This window comes from Faecalibacterium sp. AF28-13AC (genome assembly GCF_003478405.1).
Lineage (GTDB): Bacteria > Bacillota > Clostridia > Oscillospirales > Ruminococcaceae > Faecalibacterium > Faecalibacterium prausnitzii_E.
This window is the reverse complement of the sequence record NZ_QUFG01000001.1, coordinates 310,857-325,679: the sequence shown is the minus strand read 5'-3', so window position 1 is coordinate 325,679 and position 14,823 is coordinate 310,857. Positions and strand designations below refer to the sequence as shown.

16 protein-coding genes are annotated in these 14,823 nt (G+C 60.2%); 8 read left to right on the top strand and 8 right to left on the bottom strand.

Annotation, left to right across the window (positions count from 1 at the left end; genetic code table 11):
- Positions 1-151: 151 nt before the first annotated feature.
- From DWY95_RS01580 to DWY95_RS01555, 6 genes are all read left to right on the top strand, one after another.
- Positions 152-2,008: a glycoside hydrolase family 13 protein gene (locus tag DWY95_RS01580; protein ID WP_118551761.1), complete on the top strand. Its 1,857-nt coding sequence runs from the start codon at positions 152-154 to the stop codon at positions 2,006-2,008.
- Positions 2,009-2,154: 146 nt separating this feature from the next.
- Positions 2,155-2,604, top strand: coding sequence for an NfeD family protein (locus tag DWY95_RS01575; RefSeq protein WP_097792612.1), 450 nt, complete (start codon positions 2,155-2,157; stop codon positions 2,602-2,604).
- Positions 2,605-2,620: 16 nt separating this feature from the next.
- A complete protein-coding gene (locus DWY95_RS01570; protein ID WP_187116949.1) occupies positions 2,621-3,529 on the top strand; it encodes an SPFH domain-containing protein in 909 nt (302 codons plus the stop codon).
- Positions 3,530-3,540: 11 nt separating this feature from the next.
- Positions 3,541-4,011, top strand: a complete 471-nt coding sequence (locus tag DWY95_RS01565) for a YhcH/YjgK/YiaL family protein (RefSeq protein ID WP_118551759.1) — start codon at positions 3,541-3,543, stop codon at positions 4,009-4,011.
- Between the two features lie 13 nt (positions 4,012-4,024).
- Positions 4,025-4,270 carry a hypothetical protein gene (locus DWY95_RS01560; RefSeq protein ID WP_118551757.1) on the top strand — a complete coding sequence of 82 codons (246 nt, stop codon included), beginning with the start codon at positions 4,025-4,027 and terminating at the stop codon, positions 4,268-4,270.
- Positions 4,271-4,358: 88 nt separating this feature from the next.
- Positions 4,359-5,504: a GNAT family N-acetyltransferase gene (locus DWY95_RS01555; protein ID WP_118551755.1), complete on the top strand. Its 1,146-nt coding sequence runs from the start codon at positions 4,359-4,361 to the stop codon at positions 5,502-5,504.
- Positions 5,505-5,599: 95 nt separating this feature from the next.
- Here DWY95_RS01555 and mgtE read toward each other — a convergent pair whose 3' ends face one another.
- The 6 genes from mgtE to acpP form a co-directional block, all read right to left on the bottom strand.
- Positions 5,600-6,979, bottom strand: a complete 1,380-nt coding sequence (gene mgtE, locus DWY95_RS01550) for a magnesium transporter (protein WP_243082507.1) — start codon at positions 6,977-6,979, stop codon at positions 5,600-5,602.
- A gap of 334 nt (positions 6,980-7,313) precedes the next feature.
- The gene (locus tag DWY95_RS01545) at positions 7,314-7,940 is read right to left on the bottom strand and encodes an ABC-2 transporter permease (protein WP_097792617.1); all 627 of its coding nucleotides are present in this window, start codon (positions 7,938-7,940) and stop codon (positions 7,314-7,316) included.
- Positions 7,937-8,785 carry an ABC transporter ATP-binding protein gene (locus DWY95_RS01540; protein WP_118551751.1) on the bottom strand — a complete coding sequence of 283 codons (849 nt, stop codon included), beginning with the start codon at positions 8,783-8,785 and terminating at the stop codon, positions 7,937-7,939. The genes DWY95_RS01545 and DWY95_RS01540 overlap by 4 nt, the downstream gene beginning before the upstream one ends.
- A gap of 3 nt (positions 8,786-8,788) precedes the next feature.
- A complete protein-coding gene (locus DWY95_RS01535; RefSeq protein ID WP_005932304.1) occupies positions 8,789-9,160 on the bottom strand; it encodes a GntR family transcriptional regulator in 372 nt (123 codons plus the stop codon).
- A 144-nt stretch (positions 9,161-9,304) separates the two neighbouring features.
- The gene (gene proS / locus DWY95_RS01530) at positions 9,305-10,744 is read right to left on the bottom strand and encodes a proline--tRNA ligase (protein ID WP_118551749.1); all 1,440 of its coding nucleotides are present in this window, start codon (positions 10,742-10,744) and stop codon (positions 9,305-9,307) included.
- Positions 10,745-10,877: 133 nt separating this feature from the next.
- Positions 10,878-11,111 (bottom strand): acyl carrier protein, encoded by a 234-nt coding sequence (gene acpP, locus DWY95_RS01525; protein ID WP_097792621.1) that lies wholly within the window; start codon positions 11,109-11,111, stop codon positions 10,878-10,880.
- Positions 11,112-11,359: 248 nt separating this feature from the next.
- Here acpP and dapF point away from each other — a divergent pair, with 248 nt between their 5' ends.
- Complete coding sequence (gene dapF / locus DWY95_RS01520) at positions 11,360-12,208, top strand: diaminopimelate epimerase (RefSeq protein WP_118551747.1); 849 nt, start codon at positions 11,360-11,362, stop codon at positions 12,206-12,208.
- Between the two features lie 27 nt (positions 12,209-12,235).
- The gene (locus tag DWY95_RS01515) at positions 12,236-13,423 is read left to right on the top strand and encodes an LL-diaminopimelate aminotransferase (RefSeq protein WP_118551745.1); all 1,188 of its coding nucleotides are present in this window, start codon (positions 12,236-12,238) and stop codon (positions 13,421-13,423) included.
- 72 nt (positions 13,424-13,495) lie between these two features.
- Here DWY95_RS01515 and DWY95_RS01510 read toward each other — a convergent pair whose 3' ends face one another.
- Positions 13,496-13,624: an oxaloacetate decarboxylase gene (locus DWY95_RS01510; RefSeq protein ID WP_097792624.1), complete on the bottom strand. Its 129-nt coding sequence runs from the start codon at positions 13,622-13,624 to the stop codon at positions 13,496-13,498.
- A 13-nt stretch (positions 13,625-13,637) separates the two neighbouring features.
- A complete protein-coding gene (locus tag DWY95_RS01505) occupies positions 13,638-14,768 on the bottom strand; it encodes a sodium ion-translocating decarboxylase subunit beta (RefSeq protein WP_097792625.1) in 1,131 nt (376 codons plus the stop codon).
- Positions 14,769-14,823 lie beyond the last annotated feature (55 nt).

Sequence of the window (14,823 nt, the reverse complement as noted above, 5' to 3'; positions counted from 1 at the left end):
GCTCCCCCGAAGTGGGAGCCATTGGCAGACGGGTAAAGCGCAGTTTCGCAGAAAACGTTCTGCGGCGCGGCTTTGCTTTAACCTCATGATACCAAAAGCTCCGGACTGTACAACGGCTCCGGAGCTTTTTTCGAGAAAGGAACGACCCGACTTGTCTTGCCTGTTCAACAGCTACGATCCCTATTTCAAGCAGCCCTTCGGTGCCGTGCGGGCCGGGCAGAGCGTCCGGCTCTCCCTCTGCATCCCCGAAGAACTCGGCTATGTGGACCCGCACCTCGTCCTTCAGAAAGAGGGCCGATTCGACGTGCCGGTATACTACCGGATGAACTTCAACGGCCAGACCCCCAAGCAGAACCACTTCTCGGTCGAAGTCACCCTCAACGACCCCGGCCTCTACTTCTACTATTTTGACCTCTACACCGACTTTCGCCGCATCGTGCGCGGGCCGGACAACTGCGGCATGGTCAGCTGGCAGGACGGTGAGAAATGGCAGATCACGGTCTACGATGCCGCCTTCGAGACGCCGGAGTCCATCAAGGGCAAAGTATTCTACCAGATCTTCCCGGACCGCTTCTGCGAAGGGGTAGAGAACAAGCCCATGCCCTTCCCGGACCGCATCTATCAGGCCGACAAACACGCCGAACCCTTCTGGCAGCCCAATGAGGTGGGCGGCCATCTGAACGAGGACTACTTCGGCGGCGACCTGAAGGGCATCCAGCTCAAGCTGCCCTACCTGCACGAGATGGGCGTGGATTTCCTCTACCTGAACCCCATCTTTGAGGCGCACTCCAACCACCGCTACAACACCGCCGACTACCTCAACGTAGACCCCCTGCTGGGCACCAACGAAGAGTTCGAGGCGCTGTGCGCCGAGGCGAAGAAGTACGGCATCGGCATCGTGCTGGACGGTGTGTTCAGCCACACCGGTTCCGACAGCCGCTATTTCAACCGCGAGGGCCGCTACGGCGAGGGCGGCGCTTACCGCGATCCCAGCTCCCCGTACCGCAGCTGGTACGATTTCGACCCGAAGTACAAGGGCGGCTACCGCAGCTGGTGGGGCTTCGAGACCCTGCCCGAAGTCAACGAGGAGACCCCCTCTTACGTCGAGTTCATCACCGGCGTGGGCGGCGTCATTGATACCTGGCTGCGGCGCGGTGCCGCCGGTTTCCGGCTGGATGTGGCCGACGAGCTGCCGGATGAGTTCATCGAACAGATCCACACCGCCGTCAAGCGGGTCAGCCCCGAAAAGTTCCTGCTGGGCGAAGTCTGGGAGGACGCCACCACCAAATACGGCTTCAACCAGCGCCGCACCTACCTGCTGGGCAAGGGGCTGGACAGCGTGATGAACTATCCGTTCAAGAATGCCGTGCTGGATTTCGTCAAGGGCAAGCCCGCCGAGCAGGCTGCCAACGAGATCCTGACCATCTGCGAGCACTACCCTGCCCCCGCCATGGACACGGCACTGAACTTCCTCTCCACCCACGACACTGAGCGCGCCTTGACCGTCATCGCCGACGAGCCCGCCAACGGCCGGGGCCGGGAATGGCAGAGCGGCCGCTGTGTGACCGGCGACGCCTATGAGGAGGGGCTGCTCCGGCTCCGGATGGCCTACGCCATCATCTACACCCTGCCGGGTGTGCCCTGCCTGTACTACGGCGACGAGATCGCCATGCAGGGCTACCGCGACCCGTTCAACCGGGCCTTCTTCCGCTGGGACGCCCACGAGCAGCGTCTGCGCCCCGTTCTGGCACAGCTGGCCCAGCTACGCCACACCTGCGAGGCGTTCCGCACCGGCAAGCTCAACGTCCTGCGGGCCGAGGGCGGCATCCTGCACTACCAGCGCATCGGCGAGGCGGAGACGGCGGAGATCATCGTCAACCGCACCGAACACATCATCGTGGAGACGCTGGCCAGCGGCAAGAGCACCGAAGTGAACCCCATGGGCTTCACCATCGTGGTGGAAGAGGTCGGCCACAACCCGAACCACAGCTACTACGATTATATCTGACCCTCAACGAACAAGGCCCGTGGGATCGCAAGACCGCGGGCCTTGTTTTCTTAAATCAGGACATCTTGTAATCCCGCTCTTGTTATTATATAATAAACGAAAAGAGACCCTTCGTCTCGTTTCCATCTGCAAGGGAGGGAGTATCTATGCCCATCGACCCCATCTTCTGGCTCATCGCAGCCATCGGCTTTCTGGTGCTGGAGGGGATGACCTTCAGCATGGTATCCATCTGGTTTGCAGCGGGCAGCGCGGCCGCTCTGCTGAGCTGCCTGTTCTGGCCGTCGTTCCGGGTGCAGGCGGTGGTGTTCATCGTGGTCAGCATCCTCTGCCTGGCGGCGTTCAAGCCGCTGGCTGACAAGCTGCGCCGGAAGCACACCCCCACCAACGGCGACCGCAGCCTTGGCCGCGAGGCAAAGGTCCTGACCCCGGTCTCCGCCGGAAAGACCGGCCGTGTCCGGCTGGACGGCGTGGACTGGAACGCCCGCTGCGCCACCCCCGGCGACGCACTGGAGCCGGGCCAGACCTGCCGTGTGACCGAGATCCACAGTACCCTGCTCATCGTGGAGCCTGTCCTGACCGAATCATCCACCCACTGAAAAAAGGAGCGTTCCTATGCCCATCATGCTGTTTGTGATCCTTGCACTGGTCTTCGTCATCCTTCTCATCGTCATCACCAACATCGTCATCGTGCCCCAGTCCATGACCTACGTCATCGAGCGGCTGGGCAGCTACTCCGACAGCTGGAGCGCCGGCCTGCACGTCAAGATCCCGTTCGTGGAGCGGGTGGCCAAAAAGGTCAGCCTGAAGGAGCAGGTCGCCGACTTCCCTCCCCAGCCGGTCATCACCCGTGACAACGTCACCATGCAGATCGACACCGTGGTCTTCTTCCAGGTCATGGATGCCAAGCTCTACACCTACGGCGTCAACCAGCCCATTGCGGCCATCGAGAGCCTGTCTGCCACCACCCTGCGCAACATCATCGGTGAAATGGAGCTGGACCACACCCTGACCAGCCGCGATGTCATCAACGGCAAGATCACGGCCATCCTGGACGAAGCCACCGACAAGTGGGGCATCAAGGTCAACCGCGTCGAGGTCAAGAACATCATCCCCCCGCGTGAGATCCAGGAGGCCATGGAAAAGCAGATGAAGGCCGAGCGCGAGAAGCGCGCCGTCATTCTGAAGGCCGACGGTGAAAAGCAGGCCGCCATCACCGCCGCCGAGGGCGAAAAGGAAGCCGCCATCCTCCGCGCCGACGCCGTCAAGCAGCAGCGCATCCTCGAAGCCGAGGGTGAGGCACAGGCCATCCTCGCGGTGCAGCAGGCCAACGCCGACGCCATCCGCCTGCTGAACGAGGCCATGCCCAGCGACAAGGTGCTGGCCATCCGCAGTCTGGAAGCACTGGCCAAGGTCGCCAACGGCAAGGCCACCAAGATCATCATCCCGTCCGAGCTGCAAAACCTCGGCGGCGTGGTGCCCAGCATCAAAGAACTGCTGACTGACCCGAAGGACACAGAATAAGGAGCCTGTTTATGATCTACGATACCCTGAACAACCTGCCCAACTATCTGGGCATGAGCGAAAATCTGGATGCCGTCATCGAGTTCGTCATGGCGCGGGACATCAACAACCTCCCCGCTGGAAAGACCCGCATCCTCGGCGAGAAGGCCGTCGTCACGGTCAGCACCGTGACCCCGCAGCCCGGCGACAAGGCCCCCTTCGTCCGCCGGGACACCCACCTGACGCTGGAGACCGACCTCGAAGGCAGCGAGCTGTTTGAAGTCTCGCTGGGCGAGTTCAGCCCCACCAAACCCACCGACGAGGCTGCTGACATCACGGTCGGCAGCGCGGGCACCAGCATTGCCGGGATGCTCTGCGAAGGCCGCTTCGTCCTCTATCTGGCTGGGGAGCCGTACAAGTCCGGCCTGAAGGCGCAGGGCTGCGGCAAGCTGAAAAAGGCCGTGTTCAGTATCGAGCTGGACGAGGACGACACTACAGAGTGAAAGGAACCATACCATGGGATTTCTTGCTGTTTTTATAGCCTGCCTGTTTTTCGTATTCATTTTTACCGTATTCGGCGGTTATTCCCTGTTGCTCTATTGCCAGCAGTCTCTGCTGATGGTCATACCGCCTGCGCTCGTGCTTTCTGTCCTTGTATGGGCGTTCATGAAAATGGATGATAAAATCACTGCTTTGCAGCATCGCGTCGATGAACTGGAAGCGGCACAGAAAGAATCCTCCGAAGCAATGAAGCCACAGTAAACCAAGACCCCTCTACGCAGCGTAGGTTGCGCAGAGGGGTTTTCTATGCTATCCTGTCTGCAACGCAAATGAACAGGAGGAATCCATTATGAATACCTATGTGACCGGAAGCACCATCCGGCTGCTGCGGGAAGCCAAGGGCCTGACGCAGGCAGAGCTTGCCCGCCAGCTCCTGGTCAGCGCCAAAACGGTCTCCAAATGGGAGACCGCCAAGGGCCTGCCCGATATCTCCCTGCTGGAACCGCTGGCCGCTGCACTGGGCGTGTCGGTGCTGGAACTGATGCAGGGCGAACCGGTGGTCAACCGAAACCGTGCCGCCAATCTGCTGCGTTCCAAGCTCTACGTCTGCCCCCTCTGCGGGAACGTGCTCCACTCCACCGGTCAGGCCGTGGTGAGCTGCTGCGGCATCACGCTGCCCGCGTTGGATATCGCGGAGGCCGATGATGCCGACGAGAAGCACCAGCTGACCATTGAACGGGTGGAGGATGAACTTTTCGTTACCCTGCACCACCCCATGGAGAAGAGCCACTTCATCTCCTTCATCGCCTACCTCACCGGCGACAAGCTCCAGCTCGTCAAGCTCTACCCGGAGGGCGAAGCCAGCTGCCGGTTCCCGCTGCGGGGCGCCGGGGTGCTCTATTTTTACTGCAACCGCCACGGCCTGATGAAAGCCCCAGACCTCCGCACGGCCACCCGCCGCACCCCGCCGCAGAAAATCCACCTGCGGGAGCCGGACGAGCGCGACCGCGAACAGGTCATGGCTTATCGGGAGGAATTTCTCGCCCTCGGCTCCCGGATGGACGGCACCTCGGCGCTGGACCAGTTCGACGATTTCGACGCCTGGTTGGCCCAGATTCGGAAACTGACCGATCCCCGCACGACGCCCGCCGGGCTTGTTCCTGCCACCGAATATCTGGCGCTGGACGAGCACGAACGCCTTGTGGGCATGACCAACCTGCGCCATCACCTGAACGACTATCTGCTCACCTACGGCGGGCACATCGGCTACAGCGTCCGCCCCTCCGAGCGGCAGAACGGCTATGCCACCCAGATGCTCCGCCTGACGCTGGAACAGGCCAGAGCGCGCGGCATCGGGAAGGTGCGCATCTGCTGCGACCACTACAACGTCGCTTCCGCCAAAACCATCCGCGCCAACGGCGGCGTCCTCGAAGACGAACAGTTTGACCCGCAGGATGGAACCCTGACCCAGCGGTACTGGATCTCCAACCATTAAGAAACCCTCTCCGTCATTGCTTCGCAATGCCAGCTCCCCCTTCGGGAGAGGTGGCAAATCCGACAGGCTTTGACGGAGAGGGTTTTGTATTGTGATCAACCCAGATGGAACAGATCAATGAGAACGACCATGGCAAGGCCGTAATAGACCACAACGGCCACCAGATCGTTGATGGTGGTGATGAGCGGGCCGGAGGCCACAGCGGGGTCGATGTGGATCTTGTGGAACAGCATGGGGATGACCGTGCCCACCAGGCTGGAAACGACCATGGCGATGATCAGCGCCACGCCGACACAGCCGGACAGCAGGAAGGCTTCGCCCCAGGCATAGGCCTTGAAGAAATGGATGTAGCAGCCCAGGAAGCCCAGCGCCATCACAGCCAGCAGTGCGCCGTTCACCAGACCGACCCGCATCTCCTTCCAGAGCAGCTGGAGCTTTTTGGCGGTGGTCAGGTTCTCGTCCACCAGCACACGGATGGTCACGGCCAGCGACTGGGTGCCCACGTTGCCGGCCATATCCAGCACCATGGACTGGAAGCAGATGACGATGGGCAGCACTGCCACCACCGACTCGAACGCACCGACGACCGAGGAGACGAGCATTCCGAGGAAGAGCAGGGCGATCAGCCAGGGCAGGCGCTTCTTCACGCTCTCGAAAACGCCCTCGTTCAAGTCTTCTTCGCTGGTCAGACCGCCCAGTTTTGCGTAATCGTCGCCCATCTCGTCATCGACCAGTTCGACCACGTCGGACGAGGTGATGATGCCGACCAGCTTGCCTGCATCGTTCAGCACCGGGAGCGAGCGCTCGGCGTAGTCCACGATGCGGTCGATGCAGTCGCTGATCTTCTCGTGGTCAGTCACATAGGGGTACGACCGCGCGATGAGCTTTTCGAGCCGGTCGTCCGCGCGGGCAATGATAAGGTCTTTCAGGTCGATGGCACCATAGAACTTGTCGTTCTCGTCCACGACGTACAGGGTGGAGATATTGTCGTTCTCGCCCGCCTGCTTCACCAGCTCGCTCATCGCCTGCCGGATGGTCATATCCTTCCGGATGGAGATGTAGTTGGTGGTCATGCTGCTGCCGATCTCATCCTCACCGTAGGAGAGCAGCATCCGGACATCCTCAGCGGAGTCGCGATCCAGCTGGCCGACGATCTTGGCCTTGTCCTCTTCTTCGAGGTCATCCAGCGCGTCCACCGCATCGTCCGAATCCATGTTGGAGACGACTTTCGCCGCCTTTTCCGAGGGCAGCTCTTTCAGATACGGCTCTGCATCGTCGAGGTAGGAGAAGATCTCCGCCACCCGCTCGATGCCCAGCACCTGGTACAGCTTCTGGCGCTCGTCCGGCGTCAGCGCCGTCAGCGCATCGGCCAGGTCATTTTCGTGGTAGTCGGAAAGCTTTTCCGCCAGCTCTGTCTGCGGCAGACCGCTGTGGATGAGGTTCAGGATCTCTTCCTGGTAATTCTTCTTCTGCATCTTGGTTCCCTTCCTGCCCATTCCGGGCATAAAAAATACACCGCGTCGGTCATGCTTGACTCCTGCGGTGTATCATGGGCACATGCAGTTCAGGACGCGGCAGACTCATTCGCCTGGCCCGCATCGCAGGAGAAACGTTGTTTGGGGTGATCCGTATGGTCACTGGACATGGAAATCAAACGCCTCCTGAAACTGAGATTTGCCGTTCGGCCTCGTTATGATACTACGGCCGGGCGGATTTTTCAACCCCTTTTACAAAACTTTTACCGATTCTGAGCCAGATTTCAAGACATGATAAAACCGGAACGCATCGAAAGACACGTTCCGGTTTTTGTCACTTTTTGTATTTTCCGTACCACGCCACCGATACCCGCCACGACACGGCGTACAGCACCAGTGCCGCCGCCAGCAGCCCGCTCACAAGAACCGCCGCACTGGCACCGGAAAAGGCATCCATCAGGGCAATTCCTCCGCCCAGCATGGCCCCCATTCCTGCAAACATCAGCATGTACAGCATTCGGGCTTTTTCCGGACCAAAACGATAATACAGCGGAAGCATAATGCCATTCATCAGCAGTATCGCCAGCACGCCAAACTCCATCCAGATGCTAACCGGGGCATCTGGAAGCGGTTTTCCCAGCAGAACAATCACGCCGCATGACACGCCGCTCAGCCCAACGGAGACCGCTGCACAGATCACCCCGATAAGATATTTTTCCGCGACCTGAATTTTTCTGCTCATTGGCAAGGTCAGGCCGTACTCTGTCCACCCGCTGGAATGATCATATGCCAACAGGGAGACCGGCAGAATGCCCAGAAAAATGGCCGCATAGTTCATGGCAAAGGTAGACGCTCCCGATGCGCTCAGAGTCCAGATCACCAGAACAGCCAGAACTGTAAGGTACATCGTCTTCATGTTGCTTTTTATCTGGTACCAATCTTTTAATAATAAGCCCTTCATGCGTTCTTCTCCCCTTTCACCATCAATACAAACAGTTCCTCGATACTCACGGGCGTCAGGGCGCTTCCAGTGGGCACCCCGTCCCGTTTGACCAGCGCTTCGGCCCCGTAGGGTGTGACCCGCTGGCTGACCACGACGTCCGGAGCCAGCTCTTCCAGTTGAGCGACGGTGCCGTGCCAGAGGGCGTATTCTTCCCGCAGGGTGTCCTTGTCCTCACAGAGCAGGAGCCTGCCCTTGTGCAGAAAGGCAATGGTGTCACAGAGCTTTTCCAAATCGCTGACGATGTGAGACGAGATCAAAATTGCATGGTTCTTATCCCGTACAAAGTCCAGCAGCAGGTCGATGAGCTCATCCCGAACGACAGGGTCCAGGCCGCTGGTGGCTTCGTCCAGAAGCAGCAGTTTCGGATGGTGGGACAGTGCCACTGCAAGGCAGAGTTTCATCTTCATGCCGGTGGAGTATTCGTTATACTTTTTCTTAGCAGGCAGTTCAAAGCGCTTGCAAAATCCGGCATAGACCCCGGCGTCCCAATTGCGGTAGATGCCCGCCATCACCTTTCCCACCTGTTCGGCGGTAAGGCAGGTGGGGATGCCATCGCCGCTCAGCACCACGCCGATGTCCTCCTTGGTGCAGGGGAATGCTTCCAGGTCGTCTTTCCCCAGCACCCGGATGGTGCCGGACTCCGGTGGAAGTATTCCCAAAATCAGCTTCAGGGTCGTGCTCTTACCCGCACCGTTCTCGCCGATGAGGCCGCAGACCGTGCCGCCGGGCAGGGTCAAATCAATAGGCCCCAGGGTGAAACCCGGATACGTTTTCTGTACGCCGTGCAGTTCCAGTGCATTCATGCTTCATTCCTCCCACAACAATTCCAGCATTTCGGTCAATTCCTGTTTTGTCAGTCCGCAGGGAGCCGCCAGCCGGACGGCTTCCGTCAGGTGTGCTTCGATTTTTTTCAGGTTTTCTTCCCGGAGCAGTTCGGTGTTCTTCGCTGCCACGAAAAAGCCCTTGGCAGGCACAGCGTACAAAAAGCCCTCCTGTTCCAGCTCATCGTAGGCCCGCTTGGTGGTTATGACGCTGATGCGCAGATCCCGCGCCAGCCCCCGGATGGACGGCATAGCTTCCTCCGGTTGCAGTTCCCCGCTCAAAATCTGGTTCTTGATCTGGGTGTAGAGCTGCTCGTAGATGGGTGCACCGCTCTTGTTATCGATGAAAAGATTCATGTCTGCCGCCTCCGTTTCATCTGTATATTTACAGTATATACAGTAGACACATGATTGTCAATAGGCAGATACAAAAAAGCAGCTTTCCCGTTTGGACGGGAAAGCTGCTTTTTTCATCGGATCAGGCTCTGACTGTGGGGCGGCTTAGTATGCCACGCCCCAGTAGACCATCTTGCTGGCGGGCTTGCCGCAGCAGGGGCAGACATCGCTCAGGTGCTCCTGCGCGAAGGGCATGCAGCGGCTGGACAGGCCAGCCTCTTCCTTCATCTTCATCTCGCAGGCCAGGTCGCCGCACCACATGGTCTTGATATAGCCGGTGTTGGCCTTGGCCAGCTCCTTGACCTCGTCCATGGTGGTGGCTGCCCAGGTGCGCTTTTCGCGGTTGGCCAGAGCGCGCTCGTACAGGTCCTTGCGCAGGGCCTCCAGCTGGGCCGGGATGGCCGTTTCCAGCTCGTCCAGAGAGACGAAGACCTTCTCGCGGGTGTCGCGGCGGACCAGAACGCACTGGTTCTTCTCCAGATCCTTGGGGCCGATCTCCAGGCGGAGGGGCACACCCTTCATCTCCCACTGGGAGAACTTCCAGCCAGGGGCGTTGTCGCTGTCGTCCAGCTTGACGCGGGCGTACTTGCTGATCTTCTCAGCCAGCTCCGCGGCCTTCTCAGAAACACCGGGCTTGTGGGCGGCGATGGGCACGACCACGACCTGGACAGGAGCCACAGCGGGCGGCAGGATCAGGCCGTCGTCGTCGCCGTGGGTCATGATGATGGCACCTACCAGACGGGTCGAAACGCCCCAGCTGGTCTGGAACGGGTGGTGCAGCTGGTTGTCGCGGCCGGTGAAGGTCACGTCATAGGCCTTGCTGAACTTGTCGCCGAAGTAGTGGCTGGTGCCGCTCTGCAGGGCCTTGCCGTCCTTCATCATCGCCTCGATGGTGTAGGTCGCCTCCGCACCGGCAAACTTCTCTTTATCGGTCTTGCGGCCCTTGACAACAGGGATGGCGAGATCCTGCTCGCAGACGTCTGCGTAGCAGTTCAGCTGCTGCTGGGTCTCCGCCTCAGCCTCGGCGGCCGTCTCGTGGATGGTGTGGCCCTCCTGCCACCAGAACTCGCGGCTGCGCAGGAAGGGACGGGTGGTCTTCTCCCAGCGCACGACGCTGCACCACTGGTTGTACTTCATGGGCAGCTCACGGTAGCTGTGCAGCACGCGGGACCAGTGGTCACAGAACATGGTCTCGCTGGTGGGGCGCACCGCCAGACGCTCTTCCAGCTTGTCCGAGCCGCCCATCGTGACCCACGCCACCTCCGGCGCGAAGCCATTGACCAGCTCGCCTTCCTTCTGCAGCAGGCTCTCCGGGATCAGCACGGGCATGGCCACATTCTCATGGCCGGTGGCCTTGAAGCGGGCATCCATGTCTTTCTGGATCAGCTCCCAGATGGCCTGGCCGTAGGGGCGCAGGATGATGAAGCCCTTCACGCTGGAATACTCGACCAGCTCTGCCTTGACACAGATGTCGGTGTACCACTGCGCAAAGTTCTCTTCCTGGCTGGTGATCGCCTGCACGAGTTTCTTGTTGTCTTTTGCCATTTTCTTTTATCCTCCAAAGCCGTGCGCCAAACGCCCTGCTCCCAGGCCGTTCCGCACGAACTCATATTAAAAGCCCCGCCGCAGCACCGCCGTGTGCAGCGCCGGGAAACGGGGCCTTTTTGCAGCGTCCGGATCAGCCCTGATGGCTGTCCACAAAGTTCACCACGTCACCCACGGTGCGCAGCGTCTCGATGGCGTCATCCGGCACCTCGATGCCGAACTCATCCTCCAGCGTCATGACCATATCCACGATGTCCAGGCTGTCGGCCTCGAAATCGCTCATGATGTCGCTCTCCATCGTGATCTTGGCGGGGTCGATATCCAGCTGTTCCGCCAGCAGGGCACGAATTTTCTCAAAGGTATCCATTGTCACGGTCTCCTTTTGTCATCGATTCTTTGTTGTCCGCCCTGCGCAGCTGACCGGCCGCGCAAAGCACTCTCTATTTTTTATATCCCATGGGCCGCATCTTGTCAAGCCCTGTTTTGGATTCCGGCACGGATGCGGCGGAAATTTCCGATAAAAATTGCGGAAAGCACAGTTTTCCGCTTGACAGAATCCCGTTTGCTTCTTATGATAATAAGAGGTTCGTTATAACTACCGAAAGGATGAACGCGATGAAGTTCTCATTTACCAAAATGCAGGGCTGCGCCAACGACTATATCTATCTGGACTGCCGGACCTCCGGCGTGCCGGAGAACATCGTTCCGCTGGCCCGGAAGCTCTCGGCGCGGCACTTCTCGGTGGGTGCCGACGGCATCATCTGCATCTGCGCCCCGGAAACGCCGGGCGCAGACGGCACCATGCGCATCTTCAACGCCGACGGCAGCGAGGCGCAGATGTGCGGCAACGGCATCCGCTGCGTGGCCGAGTGGCTGCATGTGCATGAACCGGCCTGCGCAGCAAAGCCCGTGCTGAAGATCGACACCCGCAGCGGCCGGAAGACGCTGACCCGGATGGGCGAGGAGCTGTGGCAGGTGGAGATGGGGGCCTATTCCACCCGCGCCGCCGACCTGCCCGCCGTGAACATGGGCGAAGGGCCGCTGGTCCGCTGCCCGCTGACGGTGGACGGCAAGACCTGGGAGGTCACCTGCATCAGCGTGGGCAACCCCCACTGCGTCACCCTTGTGCCGGAGGTGGACGGCCTCAAGCTGGAGGCCATCGGCCCGGCGTTCGAGTCTCACCCGAACTTCCCGGAGCGGATCAATACCGAGTTCGTCGAGTTCGTGGACCGCACCCACCTGAAGATGCGGGTGTGGGAGCGCGGCAGCGGCGAGACCTGGGCCTGCGGCACCGGCACCTGCGCCACGGTGGCCGCTCTGGTGGAGCAGGGCCTGTGCCCCGCGGGCGAGGACGTCCATGTGGCGCTGCGCGGCGGCGAGCTGACCATCCGGGTCCTGCCCGGCCAGCAGCTGCTCATGACCGGCGCGGCCTCCACCGTTTACGAAGCTGTGATCGAAGTCTAACGTTAGAAAGAATCGAGGGAACATACAATGAAAATGAATCATCATTACGGCGAGCTGAAGGCAAGCTATCTGTTCGTGGACATCGCCCACAAGGTCGCCGCCTATCAGGAAGCACACCCCGAAAAAGAGATCATCCGCCTGGGCATCGGCGATGTGACCCAGCCTCTGGCCAAGTGCGTCGTCACCGCCATGCAGGACGCCGCCGCCGAGATGGGCACCAAGGAAGGCTTCCACGGCTACGGCCCGGAGCAGGGCTACCCCTTCCTGAAGCAGGCCATCCAGGGTTACTATGCCGGCCGCGGCACCCGGCTGGACGAGGATGAGATCTTCATCTCCGACGGTGCCAAGAGCGACCTGGCCAACGTGCTGGGCCTGTTCGATGTGGACAACACCGTTCTGGTTCCGGACCCCGTCTACCCCACCTACGTGGACGACAACGTGACCGACGGCCGCAGGATCATCTACGGCCGCACCAGCCAGGAGAACGGTTTCCTGGGGATGCCCGATGAGAATGTGAAGGCAGATATCATCTATATTTGCAGCCCCAACAACCCCACCGGCGCCGCTTACACCCGCGAGCAGCTCAAGGAGTGGGTGGCCTATGCCCGCAAGAACAACGCCGTCATCCTCTACGATGCCGCCTACGAGTGCTTCATCACCGACGAGCACCTGGCCCGCAGCATCTTCGAGATCGAGGGTGCCCGCGAATGCGCCATCGAGATCTGCTCCTTCTCCAAGATCGCAGGCTTCACCGGCACCCGCTGCGGTTACACCATCGTGCCCAAGGAGCTGGAGCGCGAGGGCATGAACCTGAACAAACTCTGGCTGCGCCGTCAGACCACCAAGTTCAACGGTGTGCCCTACGTCGTGCAGCGCGCCGCTGCCGCCGTCTTTACCGAGAGCGGCATGGCCGAGATCCAGCAGAACCTCGACTACTACCGCCAGAACGCCAAGGTCATCGCCGATGCGCTGGACGCATGCGGCGTGTGGTACTGCGGCGGCAAGAACAGCCCCTACATCTGGCTGCGCTGCCCCGGCAATATGAAGAGCTGGGAGTTCTTCGACTGGCTGCTGGAGAACTGCGGCGTCGTCGGTACCCCCGGCGTCGGCTTCGGTGCATGCGGCGAGGGCTACTTCCGCCTGACCGCCTTCGGCGATGCGGAGAAGACCAAGACCGCCGCCGAGCGCATCCAGACCGCCATCCAGGCCCTGTAATTTTTTGCAAGCAAAAAGGCGATGCAGTTTTTGTACGACTGCATCGCCTTTTCTGTTTTTTCTGGTCCGGTCTTATTTCCGGCCCGTCAGCCGGTTCAGCAGCATCACCGCCAGGACCAGCACACCGATGACGAGGATGATGCCGACCATTCCGATCACCATGATGGGCAGAGTGGTCATCCACGAAGAAAGATGAAGCATAAACACACCTCCGTTAGGCCATCAGAGTCAGGATCAGGCCGCCTGCAATGACGGACGCGATCTGACCCGAAACGTTGACGCTGATGGAGTACATCAGCAGGAAATTCTGGTTGTCCTCTTCCAGGCCCATCTTGTTGACGACGCGGCCGCTCATGGGGAAGGCCGAGATGCCGGCAGCGCCGATCATCGGGTTCAGCTTTTTGCCCTCCGGCAGGAAGAGATTCAGCAGCTTTGCAAACAGCACACCGCCTGCGGTATCGAAGACAAAGGCCACCAGACCCAGTGCGAGGATCAGCAGGGTGTCGGGCCGGACGAACTTGTCTGCGGTCATCTGCCCGGCCACGGTCAGGCCCAGCACGATGGTGATGAGGTTTGCCAGCACATTCTGTGCCGTTTCACTCAGCACATTCAGTACACCGCACTCCCGCAGCAGGTTGCCGAACATCAGGAAGCCCACCAGCGCCACACTGGCCGGGGCCACCATGCCCGCGATGATGGTCACAACGATCGGGAACAGGATCTTGGTCAGCTGGGAGACGCTGCCCTTCTCGTAGGACATCCGAATGCGGCGTTCCTTCCGGGTGGTCAGCAGCTTGATGACCGGCGGCTGCACGATGGGCACCAGCGCCATGTAGCTGTAGGCAGCCACCATGATGGCACCGAGGTACTGGGAGTTGAGGGTGTTGGCCACGAAAATGGCGGTGGGTCCGTCGGCTGCACCGATCACGGCGATGGACGCGGCATCCTTCAGGTCAAAGAAGAAGCCCGCCAGGAACAGCGTGAAAAAGATGCCGAACTGTGCCGCTGCACCAAAGAGCATGAGCCACGGCTTTTCCAGCAGGGGGCCAAAGTCGATCATGGCGCCGATGCCGATGAAGAGCAGCAGCGGGAACAGCTCGTTGGACATGCCCGCCTCAAACAGGGCCGAAATGGGGCCGACGGTCTCCCCCTGGGTGATGGCACCCGACAGGGGCAGGTTGACCAGAATGGCACCAAAACCCATGGGCAGCAGCAGGCTCGGCTCCATCTTTTTTGCGATGGCAAGGTAGATGAGCAGCGCACCGATGCCCCACATCACCACCATCTGCCAGGTCAGATTCCCAAAATTGGAAAAGAGCCCGGCGAACGTGTTCAGAAAGTTCATAGTTTTACCTCCTCGTGTTCCGGTGCCAAAGGCAAGAAAAAAGAGACTCCTGCCA

Coding starts and splice junctions, on each gene's coding strand:
- DWY95_RS01560 (WP_118551757.1), top strand. CDS start 4,025: ATGGGATTTCTTGCTGTTTTTATAGCCTGCCTGTTTTTCGTATTCATT.
- DWY95_RS01575 (WP_097792612.1), top strand. CDS start 2,155: ATGCCCATCGACCCCATCTTCTGGCTCATCGCAGCCATCGGCTTTCTG.
- DWY95_RS01515 (WP_118551745.1), top strand. CDS start 12,236: ATGAAAATGAATCATCATTACGGCGAGCTGAAGGCAAGCTATCTGTTC.
- proS (WP_118551749.1), bottom strand. CDS start 10,744: ATGGCAAAAGACAACAAGAAACTCGTGCAGGCGATCACCAGCCAGGAA.
- dapF (WP_118551747.1), top strand. CDS start 11,360: ATGAAGTTCTCATTTACCAAAATGCAGGGCTGCGCCAACGACTATATC.
- DWY95_RS01510 (WP_097792624.1), bottom strand. CDS start 13,624: ATGCTTCATCTTTCTTCGTGGATGACCACTCTGCCCATCATGGTGATC.
- DWY95_RS01565 (WP_118551759.1), top strand. CDS start 3,541: ATGATCTACGATACCCTGAACAACCTGCCCAACTATCTGGGCATGAGC.
- DWY95_RS01540 (WP_118551751.1), bottom strand. CDS start 8,785: ATGAATGCACTGGAACTGCACGGCGTACAGAAAACGTATCCGGGTTTC.
- DWY95_RS01505 (WP_097792625.1), bottom strand. CDS start 14,768: ATGAACTTTCTGAACACGTTCGCCGGGCTCTTTTCCAATTTTGGGAAT.
- DWY95_RS01545 (WP_097792617.1), bottom strand. CDS start 7,940: ATGAAGGGCTTATTATTAAAAGATTGGTACCAGATAAAAAGCAACATG.
- DWY95_RS01570 (WP_187116949.1), top strand. CDS start 2,621: ATGCCCATCATGCTGTTTGTGATCCTTGCACTGGTCTTCGTCATCCTT.
- DWY95_RS01535 (WP_005932304.1), bottom strand. CDS start 9,160: ATGAATCTTTTCATCGATAACAAGAGCGGTGCACCCATCTACGAGCAG.
- acpP (WP_097792621.1), bottom strand. CDS start 11,111: ATGGATACCTTTGAGAAAATTCGTGCCCTGCTGGCGGAACAGCTGGAT.
- mgtE (WP_243082507.1), bottom strand. CDS start 6,979: ATGCAGAAGAAGAATTACCAGGAAGAGATCCTGAACCTCATCCACAGC.
- DWY95_RS01555 (WP_118551755.1), top strand. CDS start 4,359: ATGAATACCTATGTGACCGGAAGCACCATCCGGCTGCTGCGGGAAGCC.